The organism is Pigmentiphaga sp. GD03639, from assembly GCF_029845405.1.
In the GTDB taxonomy this organism is placed as follows: Bacteria; Pseudomonadota; Gammaproteobacteria; order Burkholderiales; family Burkholderiaceae_B; genus Pigmentiphaga; species Pigmentiphaga daeguensis.
The window spans coordinates 117,402-138,815 of the sequence record NZ_JAOCLR010000013.1 but is presented as its reverse complement, the minus strand read 5'-3'; the positions used below and the strand labels follow the sequence as shown (position 1 = coordinate 138,815).

16 protein-coding genes are annotated in these 21,414 nt (G+C 69.7%); 9 read left to right on the top strand and 7 right to left on the bottom strand.

What is annotated here, in order from left to right; genetic code table 11:
* The 7 genes from N5K27_RS15820 to N5K27_RS15790 all read right to left on the bottom strand — a co-directional run.
* Positions 1-2,054, bottom strand: a 2,054-nt coding sequence (locus N5K27_RS15820) for a sodium-translocating pyrophosphatase (RefSeq protein WP_279817463.1), incomplete at its 3' end; no start/stop codon positions are given.
* A 155-nt stretch (positions 2,055-2,209) separates the two neighbouring features.
* Positions 2,210-2,863: an adenylate kinase gene (adk, locus tag N5K27_RS15815; RefSeq protein WP_087839648.1), complete on the bottom strand. Its 654-nt coding sequence runs from the start codon at positions 2,861-2,863 to the stop codon at positions 2,210-2,212.
* Between the two features lie 224 nt (positions 2,864-3,087).
* Positions 3,088-3,864 (bottom strand): 3-deoxy-manno-octulosonate cytidylyltransferase, encoded by a 777-nt coding sequence (gene kdsB / locus N5K27_RS15810; protein WP_279817461.1) that lies wholly within the window; start codon positions 3,862-3,864, stop codon positions 3,088-3,090.
* A complete protein-coding gene (locus N5K27_RS15805; protein WP_087839646.1) occupies positions 3,857-4,060 on the bottom strand; it encodes a Trm112 family protein in 204 nt (67 codons plus the stop codon). Before N5K27_RS15805 ends, kdsB begins: the two co-directional genes overlap by 8 nt.
* Positions 4,041-5,084 (bottom strand): tetraacyldisaccharide 4'-kinase, encoded by a 1,044-nt coding sequence (gene lpxK, locus N5K27_RS15800; protein WP_087839645.1) that lies wholly within the window; start codon positions 5,082-5,084, stop codon positions 4,041-4,043. Before lpxK ends, N5K27_RS15805 begins: the two co-directional genes overlap by 20 nt.
* Entirely contained in the window at positions 5,081-5,509 is a 429-nt protein-coding gene (locus tag N5K27_RS15795; protein ID WP_087839644.1) for a biopolymer transporter ExbD, read from the bottom strand. Before N5K27_RS15795 ends, lpxK begins: the two co-directional genes overlap by 4 nt.
* Positions 5,510-5,528: 19 nt before the next feature.
* Positions 5,529-6,128: a MotA/TolQ/ExbB proton channel family protein gene (locus N5K27_RS15790; RefSeq protein ID WP_087839643.1), complete on the bottom strand. Its 600-nt coding sequence runs from the start codon at positions 6,126-6,128 to the stop codon at positions 5,529-5,531.
* A gap of 291 nt (positions 6,129-6,419) precedes the next feature.
* On the opposite strand from N5K27_RS15790, the gene xseA reads away from it, so the two are divergent.
* The 9 genes from xseA (at position 6,420) to pcaF (ending at position 21,400) form a co-directional block, all read left to right on the top strand.
* Positions 6,420-7,787, top strand: coding sequence for an exodeoxyribonuclease VII large subunit (xseA, locus tag N5K27_RS15785; RefSeq protein ID WP_087839642.1), 1,368 nt, complete (start codon positions 6,420-6,422; stop codon positions 7,785-7,787).
* A 148-nt stretch (positions 7,788-7,935) separates the two neighbouring features.
* Positions 7,936-8,511: a Fe-Mn family superoxide dismutase gene (locus N5K27_RS15780; RefSeq protein WP_087839641.1), complete on the top strand. Its 576-nt coding sequence runs from the start codon at positions 7,936-7,938 to the stop codon at positions 8,509-8,511.
* 91 nt (positions 8,512-8,602) lie between these two features.
* The gene (locus tag N5K27_RS15775) at positions 8,603-10,021 is read left to right on the top strand and encodes a chloride channel protein (RefSeq protein ID WP_087839640.1); all 1,419 of its coding nucleotides are present in this window, start codon (positions 8,603-8,605) and stop codon (positions 10,019-10,021) included.
* A gap of 90 nt (positions 10,022-10,111) precedes the next feature.
* Positions 10,112-15,238 (top strand): alpha-2-macroglobulin, encoded by a 5,127-nt coding sequence (locus N5K27_RS15770; protein WP_279817457.1) that lies wholly within the window; start codon positions 10,112-10,114, stop codon positions 15,236-15,238.
* Between the two features lie 68 nt (positions 15,239-15,306).
* Positions 15,307-17,604, top strand: coding sequence for a penicillin-binding protein 1C (gene pbpC / locus N5K27_RS15765; protein ID WP_279817455.1), 2,298 nt, complete (start codon positions 15,307-15,309; stop codon positions 17,602-17,604).
* A 138-nt stretch (positions 17,605-17,742) separates the two neighbouring features.
* On the top strand, positions 17,743-18,432 hold the full coding sequence (locus N5K27_RS15760) for a 3-oxoacid CoA-transferase subunit A (RefSeq protein ID WP_087839637.1): 690 nt from the start codon (positions 17,743-17,745) through the stop codon (positions 18,430-18,432).
* 11 nt (positions 18,433-18,443) lie between these two features.
* A complete protein-coding gene (locus tag N5K27_RS15755; RefSeq protein ID WP_087839636.1) occupies positions 18,444-19,082 on the top strand; it encodes a 3-oxoacid CoA-transferase subunit B in 639 nt (212 codons plus the stop codon).
* A 4-nt stretch (positions 19,083-19,086) separates the two neighbouring features.
* A complete protein-coding gene (locus N5K27_RS15750; RefSeq protein ID WP_087839635.1) occupies positions 19,087-20,166 on the top strand; it encodes a maleylacetate reductase in 1,080 nt (359 codons plus the stop codon).
* Between the two features lie 28 nt (positions 20,167-20,194).
* Complete coding sequence (gene pcaF / locus N5K27_RS15745) at positions 20,195-21,400, top strand: 3-oxoadipyl-CoA thiolase (RefSeq protein ID WP_087839634.1); 1,206 nt, start codon at positions 20,195-20,197, stop codon at positions 21,398-21,400.
* The last annotated feature ends 14 nt before the right edge of the window (positions 21,401-21,414 follow it).

Below are 21,414 nucleotides of genomic sequence, written 5' to 3'. Positions count from 1 at the left end.
AGCGCGACGATGTTGACGATCTTGATCAGCGGGTTCACCGCCGGTCCGGCCGTGTCCTTGTAGGGGTCGCCCACGGTGTCGCCGGTGACGGCGGCCTTGTGGGCCTCGGAGCCCTTGCCGCCGTGGTGGCCTTCCTCGATGTATTTCTTGGCGTTGTCCCAGGCGCCGCCGCCGGTGCACATGGAAATGGCGACGAACAGCCCGGTCACGATGGCGCCCATCAGCATGCCGCCCACCGCCATGCGCGCCGACTCGCCGCCCATCAGCACGCCGATGACCAGGGCCAGAACGATGGGCACCACCACGGGCAGCGCCGAGGGCACCATCATTTCCTTGATGGCGGCCTTGGTCAGCATGTCCACCGCCTTGCCATATTCTGGCTTGCCGGTGCCTTCCATGATGCCGGGGATCTCGGTGAACTGGCGCCGGACCTCGACCACCACCGATCCCGCGGCGCGGCCCACGGCTTCCATCGCCATCGCCGCGAACAGGAAGGGAATGAGGCCGCCCACGAACAGGCCGATGATGACGGCCGGCTCGGCCAGCGAGAAATCGACGTTCTTGCCGAGATGGTCGAGCGCGTGGGTGAAGTCGGCGAACAGCACCAGCGCGGCCAGGCCGGCCGAGCCGATGGCGTAGCCCTTGGTGACCGCCTTGGTGGTGTTGCCCACCGCGTCCAGCGGATCGGTGATGTTGCGCACCGATTCGGGCATCTGCGCCATCTCGGCGATGCCGCCGGCGTTGTCGGTGATGGGACCGTAGGCATCCAGCGCGACGATGATGCCGGCCATGGACAGCATGGCGGTGGCCGCGACGGCGATGCCGTACAGGCCCGCCAGCGTATAGGCGGCGTAGATGGCCAGGCAGACCAGGATCACGGGCGCGGCGGTGGACTTCATCGAGACCGCCAGGCCGGCGATGATGTTGGTGCCGTGTCCGGTGGTCGAGGCCTGCGCCACGTAGCGCACCGGCTTGTATTCGGTGCCGGTGTAGTACTCGGTGATCCAGACGATCAGGCCGGTCAGCACCAGGCCCACCACCGTGCAGCCGTAGAGCCGGCCCAGGCTGTTGCCGTCGTCCAGCGGGGTGCCGGCGAACACCCAGGCCGTCAGCGGGTAGAACACCACCAGCGCCAGGATGCCCGCCACCGCCAGGCCCCGGTACAGTGCGCTCATGATGCGCTTGCCGGGGCTGGCCTTGACCGCCATGCAGCCCAGGATCGAGGCGATGATGGAGAAACCGCCCAGGACCAGCGGGTAGATCACCGCCTGCAGCGGCGCCACCTCGATCACCAGCGAGCCCAGCAGCATGGTGGCCACGATGGTGACGGCATAGGTCTCGAACAGGTCCGCCGCCATGCCGGCGCAGTCGCCCACGTTGTCGCCGACGTTGTCGGCGATGACGGCGGGATTGCGCGGATCGTCCTCGGGGATGCCGGCCTCGACCTTGCCCACCAGGTCGGCGCCCACGTCGGCGCCCTTGGTGAAGATGCCGCCACCCAGCCGGGCGAAGATGGAAATCAGCGAGGAGCCGAAGGCCAGGCCGATCAGGGGCTGCAACTGCTCGTGCAGCCCGGCGCCTTCGGCGCCCGACAGGTTGGTGCCCAGCAATACCCACAGCAGCACGGTGATGCCGGTCAGCCCCAGGCCCACCACCAGCATGCCGGTGATGGCGCCGCCGCGGAAGGCGACGGTCAGGGCTTCGTTCAAGCCCCGGGTGGCAGCCTGGGCGGTACGCACGTTGGCGCGCACCGAGACGTTCATGCCTATGAAGCCCGCGGCGCCGGAAAGCACGGCGCCCACTGCGAAGCCCAGCGCGCACGGCCAGCCCAGGCCGGGCACGAGGCCGATGACGATGAACAGCACCACGCCGACGATGGCGATGGTCGTGTACTGACGGGCGAGATAGGCTTGAGCGCCCTGCTGCACGGCCGTCGCGATTTCCACCATGCGGGTATTCCCGCTTTCCTGCTTGAGGATCCAGAAGGTGGAAATCGCGCCGAACGCCACGGCCAGAAGGCCGCATACGAGCGCGAATGACAGACCGGTTGCCATGCAACTCCTCCTTTTGTTCAACTACGAAAGTTTCAAAAACTACCGAGCAAACAAAAAACAGTGCAAGACATCCCCGATCCAGGGCACAGCGGATCCGGCTTTGCCGGTCCGCCAGTGCCGCCCCTGGGGGCGCGCGTAAGCGCGTAGGGGGGGCTTTATTTCAGCGCATCGAACAGGCGGGTCTTGATCTCGTCGACCGAGCCGACGCCGGAGATCTTGCGGTAGCGGGGCGCCTTCGCGTCGCCTTCGGCGGCCCACTGGGAGTAATAGTCGACCAGCGGCCGGGTCTGCTGGCGATAGACCTCGAGACGCTTGCGCACCGTCTCTTCCTTGTCGTCGTCGCGCTGGACGAGCGGTTCGCCCGTGACGTCGTCGACACCGGCGTTCTTGGGCGGGTTGAAGCGCAGGTGGTAGGTGCGGCCGCTGGCCAGGTGCACCCGGCGGCCGCTCATGCGTTCGATGATCTCTTCCTCGGGGACGTCCACCTCGATCACGAAATCCAGCGGCACGCCGGCCGACCGCAGCGCCTCGGCCTGGGGGATGGTGCGGGGGAATCCGTCGAACAGATAGCCATTGGCGCAGTCCGGCTCTTTCAGCCTGTCCTGGACGAGGCCGATGATGATGTCGTCGGACACGAGTCCGCCGGCATCCATGACTTTCTTGGCTTCGATGCCCAGGGGCGTGCCGGCCTTGACCGCGGCCCGCAGCATGTCGCCGGTGGAAATCTGGGGAATGCCGTAGCGGTCCTTGAGGAACGCGGCCTGAGTGCCTTTGCCGGCGCCGGGCGCTCCGAGCAAGATTAGACGCATTGATGCTTCCTGATTGAGTTGGTGTTCTTGGCCTGCGGCGTTACCGGCGCACACACCGCTGGCCCGGCCCATCAGGGTCCAGGCCGCGAACTTGTCGCCGGGATGGTGATGAAGGCCGATGCGCTGCGGCATGCGGTCGATGTCGGTATGCCGACCCCCCTATGGCCGCGTGTTTCAGGCACGAGTGTCCCCAAACTTACCTCAAGCGCGCGGCGCCGGTCAAATCAGCTTTGGGCCGCCACCAGCCGCCGCACAAATTCGAGATCGGCGGCCGTGTCGACGCCCGGCGCGGGGGCCTGCGGCGTGACGTGGACCTGGATGGCATAGCCGTGCTCGAGCGCGCGCAACTGTTCCAGCGACTCCCATCGTTCGAGCCGGCCCTGGGGCAGGGTGGGGAAACGGCGCAGGAAGCCCACGCGATAGGCGTAGAGGCCGATGTGGCGCAACGCGGGCAGGCCGGGCGCGAAGACGCGCTCGCCGCCGGCCAGGGCATCGCGGGCCCAGGGGATGGGGGCGCGCGAGAAATACAGGGCATGGCCGTCGGCGCCGCAGACGACCTTGACGAAGTTGGGGTTGAACAACTCTTCGGGGGTGTCGATGGGATGCGCCGCCGTGGCGATGGCCGCCGCGCTGTGGCGGTCCAGCGTCTGGGCCACGTGGGCCACCAGCGCGGGATCGATCAGGGGTTCGTCGCCCTGGATGTTGACCACGATGTGCGTGTCGTCCAGTTCGAGCGCGTCGCAGGCCTCGGCCAGCCGGTCGGTGCCGGTCGGATGGTCGGCGCGGGTCATCAGGCTGTCGAAGCCGTGCGCGCGAACCGCGTCGCGGATGGCGTCGTCGTCGGTGGCCACCAGGATGCGGGATGCGCCGCTGGCCTCGGCCTGCCGCGCGACGCGGACGATCATGGGGACGCCGCCGATGTCCGCCAGCATCTTGCCGGGCAGGCGCGTGGAAGCGGCGCGGGCCGGGATGATGGCGGTGAAGTCGGCCTGATCAGGCATGGGGTGCCTCGGCGGCCGGGGCATCGGTCTCGTCCTGCCAGGGCTGGGCCTCGGATTCGAGCATGACCGGAATGCCGTCGCGGATCGGGAAGCTCAGGCGGTCGGCGCGGCAGCCCAGGAGGCGAGCGGCGCGGTCGTGGCGCAGGGGCCCCTTGCAGAGCGGGCAGACCAGGATGTCAAGCAGGCGTATGTCCATGGAGTCGGGTTTCCAGCCAGTCGAAGAACGCGGGGTCGGACAAATGCGCCGAAACGGTGACGGCCCACACGCGCGGGTCGTCCACCGCCGGACATTTTACGGCGTCCTTGTCGGTGACGAGTATGAGATCGGCTTCGATCGCGGCAAACGGCGGGCGCGCGTAATCGTAGTGGTCGGGCAGGCCCAGCGTGACGTCCAGCCGGACGCCGGCGCGGCGCAGCGTGGCGAAGAAGCGGCCGGGGTTGCCGATGCCCGCCACCGCGGCGATGCGGCGCATCGAGGCCAGCTCCGCCAGCGGCCGCCGTTCGCCGTCGGCCAGGCGCCAGGCGCCGTCGACGACGAGGTCCATGTCCACGGCGCGGACGCCGGCCGGCGCGGCGGGCAAGGGGGCGCCGGCGCCGCCGCTGCGATTCGTGACGATCGCGTCGACATCGCGCAGGCGAGACGCGGGCTCGCGCAGCGGACCGGCGGGCAGCAGCCGGCCGTTGCCGATGCCTCGTTCGTCCTGCACCACGATCTCGAGGTCGCGGGCCAGCGCAAGGTGCTGCAGTCCATCGTCGGACAGGATCACGTCGACATGGGGGTGTGCTGCCAGCAGTGCGCGCGCGGCGTCGGCGCGGCGGGGGTGGACCGCCACCGGGACGTCGGCCTGGCGTGCGATCAGGGCCGGCTCGTCGCCGAAGTCCGCGGGGTCCAGCTGGCCGCAGCCCACGCGGGGAGCGGGGCCGACCCGCACCCCGTAGCCCCGGCTGATCACGCCCGGTTGGCGGCCGCGCGCCCGCAGGGCGCGAGCCGCGGCCACGATGAAGGGAGTCTTGCCGGTGCCGCCGACATAGACGTTGCCGACCACGACGACCGGCACGCCCACCCGCTCGGCCCGCCGCCAGCCTGCCCGGTAGCCGAGGCGCTTGGCGGCGACCACGGCCGAGGCCAGCAGGGACAGGGGGGAAAGCAGCCACGACAGCCATCCGCCCGTCTGCCACTGGCGTTGCAGCACCGAGCGCAGGGCGGGGTCCGGCATCATCTGCCCGATGCCGCCGGCGCGGCCTGTGTGGTGAATCCTATGCGCGAGATGCCGGCCCGCCCCGCCGCTTCCATGGCCCGCACCACGGCCTGGTGGGTGGCCGCGGCGTCCGCGTCGATCACCAGCGAGGGATCGTCCCGTCCGGCCGCCGCCTTGCGCAGCGCCTCGGACAACTGGTCGGCATCGGCAATGGGCAGCGCCTTGCCGTTGAGCGCGTAGCGGCCGTCGGCCGCGACCGTGACGGTCAGGCCGGCGGAGGCTTCGGCGGACTGCGCGGTCGCGTCGGGCAGGCGCACGGACAACTGGCTGAAGCGCGAGAAGGACGTGCTGGCGGCCAGGAAGATCAGGATGACCAGCAGGACGTCGATCAGCGGGATCAGGTTGATGTCGGGCTCGTCGGTATCGAGGTGGCGGCGGAAGTTCATGGGCGGGCGCCGGGCCGCATCACTCGGCTTGCAGGCTGTCGGCCAGGCGGGCGGCGGCCCGTTCCAGGTCGTGCAGGCTGTCGTTGATGCGGGCGCGGAAATAGCGGTAGAAGATCATGGCGGGGATGGCGATGAAGATGCCCAGTCCCGTGTTGTACAGTGCCACCGAGATGCCGTGCGCCAGTTGCGCGGGATCGCTGCCGGCCGGCGCGTACGAGCCGAAGATCTCGATCATGCCGACCACGGTGCCGAACAGGCCCATCAGCGGCGCCACCGCGGCGATGGTGCCGATCGCGCCGACGTAGCGGTTCAGGTTATGGGCGACCGTCTCGCCCGATTGCTCGAGCGCGTCCTTGAGCGCGGGGCGCGAGCGATGGGCGTTGCGCAGTCCCGCGGCCAGGACGCGGCCCAGCGGCGAGTCGGCTTCGAGCCGGGTCACGATTTCGGGAGTGATGCGCCGCTTTTGTACCAGGGCCAGGACGTCCTCCAGTAGCCTGGGCGGGGCGATCCTGCTTCGACGCAGGGCGAGCAGGCGTTCGACGATGAGCGTCAGCGCGATGAACGAAGTGGCGATCAGCGGCCAGATGGGCCAGCCGGCCTCGCGGACGATGGCGAGCAAGAAACCTCTCCTTTTCGATGAAGGCGAGAATGTACGGGCGTGGGCGGGCGAGGGCAAGTCGCCGGCTCGAAAGTATCCACAGAATCTGTGGATAATTATGTGTGTAACTTGGCCCCGGGCCACGAAATATGCGGTTCTTGCTAGGATGCCCGCTTTTGATTCAGTGATCGGTGAAGTTAAAAAACCAATCAAATCAATGGCTTATAAGAAAATAATGCTGTCTGTGACAGAGAAATTACTTGACAACCATAGTTTTCAAGCCTGTGGAAAGCTTCTTGCCTGGAAACCCTCATGAATTCTGGTTTTGCGTCCGCACATGACGATTTTTCGCGGGGGATCCTGACTATCTCCCAGCTAAACCGCGCGGTGGCGGGCTTGTTGGAGCGCAACATCCCTCTGGTGTGGGTGCGGGGCGAAGTGTCGAATTTCACCGCGGCGGCTTCCGGCCATTGGTATTTCACGCTCAAGGACGGAGGCGCCGCCGCGCGCGGCGTCATGTTTCGCGGACGGGCCATGCTGGTGGGCTTCACGCCCCGGGAAGGCGACCGCATCGAGGTCAGGGCGCGCGTGTCGCTGTACGAGCCGCGCGGCGATTATCAATTGCAGGTCGAGGCCATGCGCCGGGCCGGCCAGGGCGATCTGTTCGAAGCCTTCCTGCGGCTCAAGGAGAAGCTGTCGGCCGAAGGGCTGTTCGACCCGGCCCGCAAGCGCCCGACCGCGGCCGTGCCGCGCGCGCTGGGCATCGTCACGTCCCTGCAGGCGGCGGCGCTGCGCGACGTGCTGACAGCGCTGGCGCGGCGGGTGCCGCATGTCCGGGTGGTGATCTATCCGGCTCCGGTCCAGGGGGACGAGGCCGGGCCGAGGCTGGCGCAGGCCATCGCGCTCGCGAACCGGCGCGCGGAGGTCGATACGCTGCTGCTGGTGCGGGGCGGTGGCAGCATCGAGGACTTGTGGGCGTTCAACCATGAAGGGCTGGCGCGGGCCATCGTCGCCAGCGCGATCCCGGTCATCAGCGGCGTCGGCCACGAGACCGACTTCACCATCGCCGATTTCGCCGCCGACCTGCGGGCGCCCACGCCCACGGCGGCCGCCGAGATGGCGGGCCTGCCGCGCGAGCAGTGGCTGGCACGCCTGCGCCAGGCGGCCCAGGACCTGAGACGGGCGCAGCGGCGCCGTCTCGAGCAGGCCGGGCAGCGGCTCGACCGCGCGGCGGCGCAACTGATATCCCCGCGCGAGCGCCTGGCGCGGCAGCAGGAACGGCTGGCTGCGCTGGTGCGCGGCCTGGGCGCGGCCTGGGCCGGCGCCCAGCGCGACCGCGAGGCCGAGGCCGGCCTGCTGCGGCAGCGGCTGATCGCCCAGTTGCCGGACCCCGCGCGGCTGTCGGCGCGGGTGGACGACCTGGCGCGCCGCGTGCGGCAGTGCCAGGCGTACCAGCTCGCCCGCCTGCAGCAGCGGCTGGCCTCGCATGCCGCGCACCTGCGCGCGCTGGGGCCCGAGCAGACGCTGGCGCGCGGCTACGCCATCGTGCGCGACGAGCAGGGGGGCATCGTGCGCCAGGCACGCAGCTTGCAAGCCGGCGCGCGGCTCGACCTGAGCTTCGCCGAAGGCGCCGCCCAGGCCTCGGTGACGGCGGTCGAGCCCGACCGCGGGCTGGTGTGAAGGCCTCGATCCGCGCGGCCGCCAGGGCGTGACATGACTGCGTCGCCCTGGCGCGTTAACCTTGCGTGACGCGGGGACTTCCGAGCCAAGCGGCATACTTGCCGATAAAATGCCCCCGCAAACCTCCCAACCAGAAGCAGGAGCTCAGATGGAACACACTCTTCCGCAATTGCCGTATCCCCAGGACGCCTTGGCTCCGACCATCTCCAAGGAAACGCTGGAGTACCACCACGGCAAGCACCACCAGACCTACGTCACCAATCTGAACAACCTCATCAAGGGCACGGAGTTCGAGAACGCCTCGCTCGAGGACATCGTCAAGAAGTCGTCCGGCGGCATCTACAACAACGCCGCGCAGCACTGGAACCACTCCTTCTACTGGAACTGCCTGACGCCCAAAAGCACCCCGCCCGCCGGCAAGCTGGCCGATGCCATCAACGCCAAGTGGGGCAGCTTCGATGCGTTCAAGGACGCCTTCAACAAGCAGGCCGCCGCCAACTTCGGTTCGGGCTGGACCTGGCTGGTCAAGAAGGCCGACGGCTCGGTCGACATCGTCAACACCGGCGCCGCGGGCAATCCGCTGACCACCGGCGACACGCCGCTGCTGACCTGTGACGTGTGGGAACACGCCTACTACATCGACTACCGCAATGCCCGCGTGAAGTACCTCGAGAACTTCTGGGGCATCGTCAACTGGGAATTCGTGGCCAAGAACCTCGGCTGATTCCCGTCGCGGCCCCGCGGGGCCGCCGCATGACGCGCGCTGTCGCAAGCTTAGGCTTGAATGCACAGCGCGCGTTTTTCATTGTTTCAACATGAAAGCTCGACGCTCAGTGCCCTGGCGCGACCAGGCCTCCATCACCGTGCGGCGCAAGGGACGGCAGGTCCTGCGTGTATCGCGCAAGACCTTCCGCTACGCGCTGGTCCTGTGCGGGGCGGCGGTCGTGGCCTTGCTGTCGCTGGCCTTCGCCTGGCTGGCCGAGATCGCGCTGGAGTGGAACCGCCACTGGACCTCGGCCGCGCCGTGGGCCGCGCTGGTGGTCGTTCCCCTGGCGATGGCGGGCCTGCGCTGGCTGACCTTGCGGCTCGCGCCTATGGCGCGGGGCAGCGGCATTCCGCAGGTCATCGCGGCCACCTCGATCCCGGCATCCATCGCCTCCTCGGGGCTGGTGTCGCTGCGGCAGGCGCTCTGGAAGATTCCGCTGACCGCCATGGCGCTGCTGGCCGGCGCCTCGGTGGGGCGCGAGGGGCCTTCGGTACAGGTAGGCGCGGCGGCCATGCTGGCCTGGGGCAGGTTCTGGCAGGAGCGGATAGGCGTCAAGCTGGAATTCCGGGCGAACGAACTGATCGCCGCGGGCGCGGCCGGCGGCCTGGCGGCGGCATTCAATACGCCGTTGGCAGGCGTGGTGTTCGCCATCGAGGAGCTGGGACGGGGCGCGGCCGTGCGCTGGAACCGCCTGGCGTTGTCGGGCGTGCTGGCGTCGGGTTTCATCGCGCTGGCCATCGCCGGCAACAATCCTTATTTCCATGCCGCGGCGGCGGCCGGGTTCGCCCAGGGGGCGTGGGGCTGGACCCTGGCCAGCGGCGTGTTGAACGGCGCCGTGGGCGGGCTGTTCGCCGCCACGATGGTGCGCGGCGTGACGGGGCTGGTTCCGGCGCGGTGGCGCCCCTGGCTGCAGCAGCATCCGGTGCGGGTGGCCTTCCTGTGCGGCCTGGTCGTGGCGGTGCTGGGCTGCCTGACGGGCGGTGCCACCTACGGCACCGGCTATGAGCAGACCGCAGCGCTGCTGAACGGGCACCCCGTCGAGAGCGCCTGGTTCGGAATCGCCAAGTGGGCGGCGACCATCGCCTCGTACGTCTGCGGCATTCCCGGCGGCATCTTCACGCCGTCGCTGGCCATAGGCGCGGGCATGGGCGAACACATCGTGCAACTGGCCGGTCCCGCCGCCGATCCGCGCACGCTGGCGCTGGTGTCGATGGCGGCCTTCCTGGCGGCGGCGACCCAGGCCCCCATCACGGCCAGCGTGATCGTCATGGAGATGACGCGCAGCCAGGACCTGATGTTCCACCTGCTGATGGCCACGCTCGTCGCGTCGCTGGTGTCCCGGCAATTCTGCCCGCGGCCGTTCTATCACGCGATGGCGCTGCGTTTTCACAAGGAAGTCATGCATCCCCACCACCGGCCATCCGCCGGGCCTGCAAACGCCGCGCCGCCAAGTGGTGCCCAAATGTAATTTTGTGAAGTCCATGCTTCACAATAGGGGGCTCTCACCCTCTAATAGCGGCTACGGAAAGCACGCACGAAGGCGTGTCCGGGGGATTTCATGGCAGACAAGAAGAAGGCGGCCGCCTGGGCCGCGGGCGTGGTATTGCTGGCCGCGGTGGCGGGCGGCGCATGGTGGGCGGGCAAGCAGTCCGGGGGAGGGGGCGGCGAGCCGCCCGCCTCCGAGCTGGTCGGCAGTGCCGATCCCTTCACATTGCTCGAGTGCAGGACGCGGTTGTTCGACGAGTCGCTGGCGCTGGCCGTGACGTTCTCGCAGCCGCTCGACCGCCGCCAGTCGCTGGGCAAGCTGCTGCAGGTGGTCGACCTGGGAGCGGCCTCGGGCGACGACGAGGCCGCCAAGACCCAGGGCAAGCCGCAGCCCGGCCAGGCGCTGCCGGAAGGCAAGCCGGTGGCGGGCGAATGGTCGCTGGGCGACAACCCGCGCGTCGCCTATTTTCCCTACATCCAGCCGAACCGCCGCTATGCGATCGCCGTACCCGAGTCCGTCAAGGGCGCGGGCGGCCAGGCGCTGCCCGAGGCCTTCGGCTGCGAGGTGGCCAGCGAAGCCATGCCGCCGTCCTTCTATTTCGCCAGCCGCGGGGTGGTGCTGCCCGCGGGCCAGAACGGCGGGCTGCCGGTGGTCACGGTCAATACGCCCGAGGTCGACGTCCAGTTCCTGCGCATCGACCCGGCGCAGTTCCCCCGGTTCTTCGAGCAGGTGCTGGGCGTGCGCCGGCCCGTCGCCAAGACCGACCCGGACGCCGAGGACGAGAGCGACGAAGACGACGAGTGGCGCTACAGCGGCAACCGCAGCCTGAAGGGCACGGTGGGAAGCTGGGACCTGGACCGCCTGAAGGACGTGACGCGCAGCGTCTATGCCGGCCGCTTCCTGACCGACGACAAGGCCAACCGCCGCCACGTCACCTTCCTGCCGGTCGAGGGCATCAAGGAACTGAAGGACCCCGGGATCTACGTGGCCGTGATGAGCCAGCCCGGACGTTTCCGCGACGAATACCAGGTCACCTACTTCTACGTCAGCGATATCGGCCTGCATACGCGGCGTTATGCCGGCCAGCTCGACGCGTTCGCGACCTCGCTCAAGAGCGGCAAGGCGATGGACGACGTCGAGTTCGAACTGTTGGACGCGAACGCGAAGTCGCTCGGCCGCGCCAAGGCCGACGGGCAAGGGCGGGCCGTGTTCACCGGCAGCTTCGAGGCCGCGCGCATCCTGCTGGCGCGCCGGGGCGCGGAGCTGTCCGTGGTGGCGTTGGCCGAGCCCGCGCTGGACCTGTCCGAGTTCGACGTGGGCGGCTATCCGTCCCGCGACAACAAGCTGTTCGTCTATGCCGGCCGCGATCTCTACCGGCCGGGCGAGCGCTTCGACGTATCCGTGCTGGTGCGCGACGCCGACGGACGGGCCGTGCAGGCCGCGCCCATCACCGCCACGCTGAAGCGGCCGGACGGCCGTACCGTGCGCACCGCCCTGTGGCGGCCCGACGCGCAGGTGCCGGGCTACGTGCGGGAGGCCATCGAACTGCCAGCCGACGCGCAGACGGGTACCTGGCTGCTGGAGACGCGGCTGGATCCGGCGGCCCGCGCGGCGGATGCCTCGTGGAAGTTCCAGGTGGAAGAGTTCCTGCCCGAGCGCATGAAGCTGGACCTGAAGTCGCGCGAAGGCGTGCTGGAGGCCGGCCGGCCCCTGAACGTGAAGGTGCAGGGCGACTACCTGTACGGCGCGCCCGCGGCCGGCAACCGGCTGTTGGGGACGGTATCCATCGAGCGCGACCGCTATGCGCTGCCACGGCAATGGCCGGGCTTCCTGTTCGGCGACTTCGCCGACGACGATCGCAAGCAGCGGCGCGACCTGGAGGAGACCACGCTGGACGACAAGGGCGCGGCGGCCGTCGCCGTGCCGGTGGACGTGTCCGGCACCGCCTCGCCCATGAAGGTGAAGGCCAGCTTCAGCCTGCTGGAATCGGGCGGCCGCCCCGTGGTGCGTTCCATCGAGCGCAGCGTCTGGCCGGCGCCGTCCCTGATCGGCGTGCGCCCGCTGTTCGATCGCGACGTCGCGCGCGAGGGCACGATGGCCGAGTTCGAGGCGGTGCGCGTGGATCCGCAGGGCAAGGTCGTGCCGCTCAAGCAGGCCCAGTTGCGCGTATATCGCGAAGAACGGGTGTACTACTGGCGCTTCGACGATCAGCGCGGATGGAACAGCGGATTCACCGAAACCGAGGAACTGGTCGAGTCGCGCGTGCTGGCGCTGCCCGACCGCGTGAAGTTCGGCGTGCCGGTCAAGTGGGGCCGCTACCGGCTGGAGCTGAGCGATCCGGAGCACGGCGATACGCTGCGCTACCGCTTCTATGCCGGCTGGGGAGCCCAGGATGCGGAAGAAATGGGCAACCGCCCGGACCGGGTGCAGCTCAAGCTGGACCACGCGCCCGTGCGCGAGGGCGAGACGGTCAAGCTGTCTATCACGCCGCCCCACGACGGCGAGGCGCTGATCGCGGTCGAGGGCGGCACCATGCTGTGGAGCCAGCGCACCAGCGTGAAGGCGTCGGGGTCCACGGTCGAGATCCCGGTTGGCAAGGACTGGAGCCGCCACGACCTGTACGTGTCGGTCACCGTGTTCCGTCCGGGCAGCCAGGGAGACCGCGTCACGCCGGCGCGCGCGCTGGGCCTGGCCTATCTGCCGCTGTCCCGCGACGATCGCAGGCTGGCCGTGGAGCTGGCCGCGCCGGCCAAGGTGCTGCCCGAGAAGCGGACCACCGTGAAGGTCAAGGTCGGCAACGCGGGGCAGGGCCAGCAGGCGTACGTGACGCTGTCCGCGGTCGACGTGGGCATCCTGAACATCACGCGCTATGCGACGCCCGACCCCTTCGACTTCTTCTTCGGCAAGCACCGCTATGCGCCCGAGCTGCTGGACCTGTACGGCAAGCTGATCGAGAAGATGGAAGGCACGCAGGGCAAGCTGAAATGGGGCGGGGACGCCGCGATGCGCGACACCCGCAGCATGCCGGTGAAGGTGCGGCTGGTGGACCTGTTCAGCGGGCCGGTGCGGCTGGACGAGCAGGGCGAGGCGCAGATTCCGCTCGACCTGCCCGACTTCAACGGTACGCTGCGCCTGATGGCCTCGGCCTTCACGCCCGACCGCTTCGGCAACGCGCAGGCCGAGATGGTGGTGGCGGCGCCGGTGGTGGCCGAGTTGTCGACGCCGCGCTTCATCAGCCCGGGCGACGAGGCAGCGATCGCGCTGGACGTGACCAACCTGAGCGGCGCGCCGCAGACGCTGACGGTGAATCTCGAGGGCCTGGACCCGGTACGGATACGGGGCGGGTCGCAAAGCGTGAGCCTGGCCAACCAGCAGCGCACCACGCTGCGCTTCGTGGCCGAGGCCACGGGCGCCTACGGGCTGGGGCGGCTGCGATTGACGGTCGACGGCCAGGGAGGCGCGAACCCCATCCGCATCGTGCGCGAGTCGCTGTTGCAGGTCCAGCCGCCGGTCGCGGCGACGCGCGACGTGCGCCGCGTCCGGCTGGGACAGGGCGAGAGCCTGAAGCTGGAGTCCAGCTGGATCGCGAAGCTGTATCCGGATTCGGCCAGCGCCAGCGTGGCGATCTCCAACAAGCCGCCGTTCAACGTCAAGCGCCTGGTTCAGGGGCTGCTGGACTATCCCTATGGATGCCTGGAGCAGACCGCCAGCGCGGCCTATCCCCATGTATTCATCGGCGAGGACGAAGCCCGTGCCTGGGGGCTGACGCCGCGCACGCGGGCCGAGCGCGAACGCATGATCGAAGGCGCGGTCGGCCGTATCGCCGGCATGCAGAAGGCAGGCGGCGGCTTCGCGCTGTGGGGCGACGGTGCCCAGGAGATCTGGCTGTCGGCCTATGTGACAGGCTTCCTGCAGGATGCCCGCACGGCGGGTTTCAACGTGCCCGACCTGGTGTCGCGCCGCGCCTCCGACTGGTTGCTGAGCCAGTTGCAGCAATCCTCGGCCAACTTCCCCAGCCTGCCGCAGAACCTGCTGGCCCAGCTTGCCGCCGGCCCCGGCCAGCGGCTGCGTGACAACGACTACAACCTGCTGCGCGACAGCCATCGCCGCTTCGCCGAGCTGGCCAACGCGGCCTACGTGCTGGCCCGCGAGCAGAAGGCGCCGTTGTCCACCCTGCGGGTGCTGTACGACAACTACCGCGACCGCTCGCGCTCGCCGTTGCCGCTGGTGCACCTGGGCATCGCCCTGAAGCTGATGGGCGACGAGACGCGCGCGCGTTCGGCCTTCGACGAGGCGATGACGCGCGGCTACGGCATCGACGCCAATCGCTACGGCGGCTATGGCGAATGGCTGGGCGACTACGGTTCGGCGCTGCGCGACTACGCGATGTCCTATGCGTTGATGATGCAGCACCAGATCGATCATCCGCGGCGCGAGGCCCTGCTGGGCGACGTGGCCGGCCGCCTGGGCAGCCGCAGCTATCTGTCCACCCAGGAGCAACTGGCGCTGTTCCTGGCCGCGCGGGCGGCGGGCGGCGTTGCCGGGGCGCAATGGACGGCGACGCTGCGCACGGCCCAGGGCGAGCAACAGCTCAGTTCGCGCGACACCGAGGCACGCAGCTTCACGGCCGCGCAGCTGGCCGGCGGCGTGGACATCGTCAATACGCAGGCCGATCCGCTGTTCGTCGAGGTGGACGTGCAGGGCTACCCGCGCCAGGCCGAGGCGCCGCGCGCCTCCGGCGTCACGATCGCGCGCAGCTGGTACGAGTCGGACGGACGTCCCTGGAACGGCCGTCCGCTGCAGACCGGCGAGATGCTGATCGTCAAGCTGGACGTCGCCTCCGACCGCCGCATCGAGGACGCGCTGGTGGTGGACCGCGTGCCCGCGGGGCTCGAGGTCGAGAACATGAACCTGAGCCAGGGACCGGACATGGCGGACTGGAAGGTGGGCGGCGTGCAGGTGTCCGAGGCGTTGAACGACACGCGCATCAAGCACCGCGAGTACCGTGACGATCGTTATGTCGCGGCCGTGGCCATACAGGGGCCGGTCACCGTTTTCTATCGCGTGCGGGTGGTCACGCCGGGCCGCTTCGTCGTGCCCGCGCCGGTGGTCGAGGACATGTACCGTCCCGAGATCCGCGCCGTGGGTGCGTCTTCCGGCCCGCTGGTGATCAGCGACCCGCGCGGAGGCGCGCGCTGAGGCGGCGCTGGTTCGCCGCCGCGGCGGCGGGAGCGGTCGCGCTGGGGGCGCTGTGGGCGGCGGACCGGATGCATCCGCTACCGGCCCAGGCCTTCCGGCCGGCCGATGGTGGCCTGGTGGTCACGTCGGCCGACGGCAGCCCCCTGCGTGCCTATCCGGGCGAGGACGGCATCTGGCGCTACCCCGTTTCGCCCGAGGACGTGTCCCCGCTGTATCTCCAGGCGCTGCTGACCTACGAGGACCGCTGGTTCTACTGGCATGGTGGCATCAATCCCTACGCCATGGCGCGCGCGGCCTGGCAGTGGGCGGCTTCGGGCCGCATCGTCTCGGGCGGTTCGACCCTGACCATGCAGGTCGCGCGCATGATCGACCCGACGCTGCGCGGCGCACCGCGCAGCATGGGTGCCAAGCTGCGCCAGATGGCGCGGGCGGTGCAACTGGAATGGCACCTGTCCAAGCGCGACATCCTGGCCCTGTACCTGAATCATGCGCCCATGGGCGGCATCGTCGAAGGCGTCGAGATGGCCAGCCGCGCCTACCTGGGCAAGCCGTCGCGCCAGCTGAGCCATGCCGAGGCCGCGCTGCTGACGGCGTTGCCGCAGGCGCCGTCCCGGCTGCGGCCCGACCGCGCGCCCGAGGCGGCCCGGGCGGCGCGCGACAAGGTGCTCGCCCGGATGGTCGAGCGCGGCCGCTGGACCGCCGAGGTGGCCGGGGATGCGCGCATCGAGCGCGTGATCGTGCAGCCGCTGCGCGGCCACTGGCTGGCGCCGCTGGCCGCCGAACGCCTGCGCCAGCGGCCGCGGGGGACCGCCGCGGCCCGCCGCGTGGTCCGGTCCACCCTGGACGCCGAATGGCAGTCCATCGTCGAGGACATGCTGCTGGATCGCGTGGATACGCTGCCGCCCAAGGTGTCGATGGCCGTGCTGGTGATGGACAACGACAGCATGGAGGCGCGTGTCTACGCGGGATCGGCCGATTTTTCCGACGCCCGCCGGGCGGCCCACGTGGACATGGTCCGGGGCGTGCGTTCGCCGGGCTCGACGCTCAAGCCCTTCCTGTACGCGATGGCGCTGGACGAGGGCATGATCCATTCCGAGAGCCTGCTGGTCGACGCGCCGCAGACCTTCGGCGGCTACCGGCCGGGCAATTTCCAGGCGTCCTTCTCGGGGGCGGTCAGCGTGTCCGAGGCCTTGCAGCGTTCGCTCAACGTGCCCGCGGTCGACTTGCTCGATCGCATCGGCCCGGCGCGCTTCGCATCGGCGCTGCGCGCGGGCGGGCTGCGCCTGCGCATCCCGGCGGGCGCGGCCCCCAACCTGAGCCTGATCCTGGGCGGGGCGGGTACCACGCTGGAAGAACTGGTGGGCGCCTACCGCGCCTTGGCGCGCGGCGGCATGGCCGGCCGCGTGCGGCTGACCGCCGACGAGCCGCGCGTCGAGTCCCGCATCATGAGCGAGGGCGCGGCCTTCATCGTGCGCGACATCCTGGAGAGCGGCGGCCGGCCCGACCGGCCGTTCTATGCCGGCGGCCGGGGACTGGCCTGGAAGACCGGCACGAGCTTCGGCTTTCGCGATGCCTGGGCCGTGGGCGTGACCGATGCCTGGACGCTGGGCGTCTGGGTGGGCCGGCCCGACGGCACGCCCAATCCCGGTTTCTTCGGCGCCAACGTCGCCGCGCCGCTGCTGCAGGACCTGGTGGCGGCGCTGCCGGCGGCCGCGCCCGTTCCCCGCGTGCCGCCCGCCTCGGTACGCGCGCAGTCGATCTGCTGGCCGCTGGGCCTGCGGACCGACAGCACGCCCGAAGGCATGTGCCTGCAGCGCCGCCAGGCCTGGGCGCTGGACGATGCCGTTCCGCCCACGCTGCCCGAGCGCGGAACGCAGGGCGGACTGGTGGAGACGATCTGGGTCGATCCCCGCTCGGGAATGCGCACCGATCCGGGATGCCGCGTGCCGGGCACGCCCAGGCAGGTCGCGCGCTGGCCGTTGGCCCTGCAGCCGTGGGCGGAGGCGGGAATGCTGCCCGGAACCGGCGCGGCGCGCTGGCATCCGGCGTGCGGGGCAGTCTCGCACGCGGGCGCGGGCGTGCGGCTCGAAGGCCTGGACACGGGGGCGATCCTGCGCCCGGTGCCGGGACGCGACCGGATCGACGTGCAACTGCGGGCGCTGGGCGGCGACGGGACGCTGTGGTGGATGCTGGATGGCAAGCCGGTCCGCCGCACCGATGGCGCGAGTCCGGTCTCGCTGCGTTTCACCTCGAACGGCGCGCATACCGTCACCGTGATGGACGAGGGCGGTCGCTACGACAGCGTGCGCTTCGCCGTGCGCGGACTGCCGGAACACGTTCGGAATGACGGCTCGGGAGGCTTATGATGATTCTGGCCTCTTGCCCCTCGTGCGTAATCGATGTTTAATATTCGAACAATAGTTCGCGTATAGAACTTTTTCCGTTTTGCAATCAGGTACGCCACCTGCGTCCCCCCGGATGGCAGGCATCGTGCGGAGACATAGATGATCAACAAAATCGTGGCTTCGGTGGCCGAAGCGCTGGCCGGCGTCAAGGACGGCTCCACCATATTGGTAGGCGGGTTCGGCACGGCCGGCCTGCCCAACGCGCTGATCGACGGGCTGATCGAGCAGGGCGCCAAGGATCTCGTGGTGGTGAACAACAACGCCGGCAACGGCTATACGGGCCTGGCCGCGCTGCTGCAGACCGGGCGCGTGCGCAAGGTGATCTGCTCCTTCCCGCGGCAGACCGACTCCTACGTGTTCGACGAGCTCTATCGCGCCAAGAAGATCGAGCTCGAGCTCGTGCCCCAGGGCAACCTGGCCGAGCGCATCCGCGCCGCCGGCGCGGGCGTGGGCGCCTTCTACACGCCCACCGGCTTCGGCACGCTGCTGGCCGAGGGCAAGGAAACGCGGCACATCAACGGCCGCGACTACGTGCTGGAATACCCCATCCACGGCGACGTGGCGCTGATCTCGGCCTACAAGGGCGATCGCTGGGGCAACCTGACCTATCGCAAGACCGCGCGCAACTTCGGGCCCATCATGGCGACCGCCGCCAGGATGGCCATCGCCCAGGTGCACGAAACCGTCGAACTGGGCGAGCTCGATCCGGAAGCGGTCGTGACGCCCGGCATTTTCGTCAAGCGCGTGGTGGCCGTCGGGGCCCAAGCCAACGCCCAACAGGCCGCCTGAGGAACATGCACATGAACAAGATGAATCGAGACCAGATGGCCCAGCGCGTGGCGCGCGACATTCCCGAGGGCGCCTACGTGAACCTGGGCATCGGCCTGCCCACGCTGGTGGCCAACCACCTGCCGGCCGATCGCGAGGTCCTGCTGCACACCGAGAACGGCCTCCTGGGCATGGGCCCCGCGCCCGAGAAGGGCCAGGAGGACTGGGACCTGATCAACGCCGGCAAGCAGCCAGTCACCGCGCTGCCCGGTGCCGCCTATTTCCACCACGCCGATTCCTTCGCGATGATGCGCGGCGGCCACCTGGACATCTGCGTGCTGGGTGCCTTCCAGGTGTCGGTCAAGGGCGACCTGGCCAACTGGCACACCGGCGCGCCGGACGCCATCCCCGCCGTGGGCGGCGCGATGGACCTGGCCATCGGCGCCAAGCAGGTATTCGTGATGATGGACCTGCTGACCAAGACGGGGTCCAGCAAGCTGGTGGAAACCTGCTCCTATCCGCTGACCGGCGTCGGCTGCGTGAGCCGGGTCTATTCCGACCTGGCCGTGTTCGACATCAAGAAGGACGGGGTCTACGTCAGCGATGTGGTCGACGGACTGTCGTTCGACGAGTTGCAGCGCCTGTGCGGCGTGCCACTGCGCAAGGCCTGACGCCATGGACGCCTTCGTCTACAACGCCCATGCCGCCCGCGTGGTGTTCGGCGCGGGTTCGCTGCAGCACCTGGAACGGGAGATCGGGCTGCTGGGCGCGCAGCGGGCGCTGGTGTTGTCCACGCCCGGCCAGCGCAAGCTGGCCGAGCGCGTGGCGGCCCTGCTGGGGGCGAAGGCGGCGGGTATCTTCGACGGCGCGGTCATGCATGTGCCGATCGAGGCGGCCCGCCAGGCGCGCGACGAGGCGCGCCGGCTGGAGGCCGACTGCGCCGTCGCCATCGGCGGCGGCTCCACGGTGGGCCTGGGCAAGGCCATCGCGCTCGAGTCGGGGCTGCCGATCCTGGCCATTCCCACGACCTACGCCGGTTCCGAGATGACGCCCATCTACGGCATCACCGAAGGCGGGCTGAAAAAGACGGGCAAGGACGCGCGCGTGCTGCCGCGTACCGTGATCTACGATCCCGACCTGTCGACGGGGCTGCCGGTGGGGCTGTCGGTCACCAGCGCCATGAATGCCATGGCGCATGCCGCCGAAGGCCTCTACGCGCAGGACAGCAATCCCATCATGTCGCTGATGGCCGAAGAAGGCCTGACGGCCATGTCCCGCGCCTTGCCGGGCATCGTGCGCCGGTCCGGCGACATCGAGGCCCGCTCGCAGGCGCTGTATGGCGCCTGGCTGTGCGGCACCGTGCTGGGCAACGTCGGCATGGCCCTGCACCACAAGCTTTGCCACACGCTGGGCGGCAGCTTCAACCTGCCGCACGCCGAATGCCATACCATCGTGCTGCCGCATGCGATGGCCTACAACGCCCCGGCCGCGCCGGAGGCCATGGCCCGCATCGCGCGTGCCATCGGCACCCAGGACGCGGCGGCGGGGCTCTACGATCTTGCCCGCGACAACGGCGCCCCCGTTGCCCTGCGGGATCTCGGCATGCCGGAGGCCGATCTCGATCGCGCCGCCGACATCGCGGTGTCCAATCCCTATTGGAACCCGCGTCCCATCGAGCGCACGGCCATCCGCGCGCTGCTGCAGAACGCCTGGGCGGGTGTACGCCCGGTCACCAACGTCAGTCGCAACCCCTAGAACAGTTTTACCCAATCCGAGACAGAACATGACTACACACGCCTTCATCTGCGACGCGATCCGCACCCCCATCGGCCGCTACGGCGGCGCCCTGGCGTCGGTGCGCACCGACGACCTCGCGGCGATCCCGCTCAAGGCCCTGATGGAACGCAACCCCCGGCTGGACTGGGCCGCCGTCACCGACATCATCTTCGGCTGCGCCAACCAGGCAGGCGAGGACAACCGCAACGTCGCCCACATGGCCTCGCTGCTGGCCGGCCTGCCGCTGGAGCTGCCGGGGTCGACCGTCAACCGCCTGTGCGGTTCGGGCCTGGACGCGGTCGGCACCGCCGCGCGCGCGATCAAGTCGGGCGAGGCCGGTCTGATGCTGGCTGGCGGCGTCGAGAGCATGAGCCGCGCCCCGTTCGTGATGGGCAAGGCCGAGACCGCGTTCTCGCGCAACGCGCAGATCTATGACACGACCATCGGCTGGCGCTTCGTCAACAAGCTGATGAAGCAGATGTACGGCGTGGACTCCATGCCCGAGACGGCCGAGAACGTCGCCACCGACTACAAGATCGAGCGCGAGGCCCAGGACCGCATGGCACTGGCCAGCCAGGCCAAGGCCGCCGCGGCCCAGAAGTCCGGTTTCTTCGACGCCGAGATCACTCCCGTGACGATTCCCCAGAGGAAGGGCGACCCCATCGTCGTGACCAGGGACGAGCATCCGCGCGAGACCAGCATGGAAGCGCTGGGCCGCCTGAAGGGCGTGGTCCGCCCCGACGGCACGGTCACCGCCGGCAATGCCTCGGGCGTGAACGACGGCGCTTGCGCGCTGCTGCTGGCCAGCGAGGCCGAGGCGGCCCGCCACGGCCTGACGCCGCGCGCCCGCGTGGTGGGCATGGCGACCGCCGGCGTGCCGCCCCGCATCATGGGCATGGGGCCCGCGCCCGCCACCCGCAAGGTGCTGGCGCTGACCGGCCTGACCCTGGACCAGATCGACGTGATCGAGCTGAACGAGGCGTTTGCCGCGCAGGGCCTGGCGGTGTTGCGCGACCTGGGCCTGGCCGACGACGACGCACGCGTGAATCCCAACGGCGGCGCGATCGCGCTGGGCCACCCGCTGGGCGCCAGCGGCGCGCGGCTGGCCACGACGGCCATCAACCAGCTGCACCGCACCGGCGGCCGCTATGCGCTGTGCACGATGTGCATCGGCGTGGGCCAGGGGATCGCCGTCATCCTCGAGCGGGTCTGATCCCGGCCACGGGC

Excerpts from the sequence above, each read along its gene's own strand:
- N5K27_RS15780 (WP_087839641.1), top strand. The coding sequence starts at position 7,936 with ATGGAACACACTCTTCCGCAATTGCCGTATCCCCAGGACGCCTTGGCT.
- N5K27_RS15795 (WP_087839644.1), bottom strand. The coding sequence starts at position 5,509 with ATGAACTTCCGCCGCCACCTCGATACCGACGAGCCCGACATCAACCTG.
- N5K27_RS15775 (WP_087839640.1), top strand. The coding sequence starts at position 8,603 with ATGAAAGCTCGACGCTCAGTGCCCTGGCGCGACCAGGCCTCCATCACC.
- lpxK (WP_087839645.1), bottom strand. The coding sequence starts at position 5,084 with ATGATGCCGGACCCCGCCCTGCGCTCGGTGCTGCAACGCCAGTGGCAG.
- adk (WP_087839648.1), bottom strand. The coding sequence starts at position 2,863 with ATGCGTCTAATCTTGCTCGGAGCGCCCGGCGCCGGCAAAGGCACTCAG.
- N5K27_RS15755 (WP_087839636.1), top strand. The coding sequence starts at position 18,444 with ATGAACAAGATGAATCGAGACCAGATGGCCCAGCGCGTGGCGCGCGAC.
- kdsB (WP_279817461.1), bottom strand. The coding sequence starts at position 3,864 with ATGCCTGATCAGGCCGACTTCACCGCCATCATCCCGGCCCGCGCCGCT.
- xseA (WP_087839642.1), top strand. The coding sequence starts at position 6,420 with ATGAATTCTGGTTTTGCGTCCGCACATGACGATTTTTCGCGGGGGATC.
- pcaF (WP_087839634.1), top strand. The coding sequence starts at position 20,195 with ATGACTACACACGCCTTCATCTGCGACGCGATCCGCACCCCCATCGGC.
- N5K27_RS15805 (WP_087839646.1), bottom strand. The coding sequence starts at position 4,060 with ATGGACATACGCCTGCTTGACATCCTGGTCTGCCCGCTCTGCAAGGGG.
- N5K27_RS15760 (WP_087839637.1), top strand. The coding sequence starts at position 17,743 with ATGATCAACAAAATCGTGGCTTCGGTGGCCGAAGCGCTGGCCGGCGTC.
- N5K27_RS15750 (WP_087839635.1), top strand. The coding sequence starts at position 19,087 with ATGGACGCCTTCGTCTACAACGCCCATGCCGCCCGCGTGGTGTTCGGC.
- pbpC (WP_279817455.1), top strand. The coding sequence starts at position 15,307 with ATGCATCCGCTACCGGCCCAGGCCTTCCGGCCGGCCGATGGTGGCCTG.
- N5K27_RS15770 (WP_279817457.1), top strand. The coding sequence starts at position 10,112 with ATGGCAGACAAGAAGAAGGCGGCCGCCTGGGCCGCGGGCGTGGTATTG.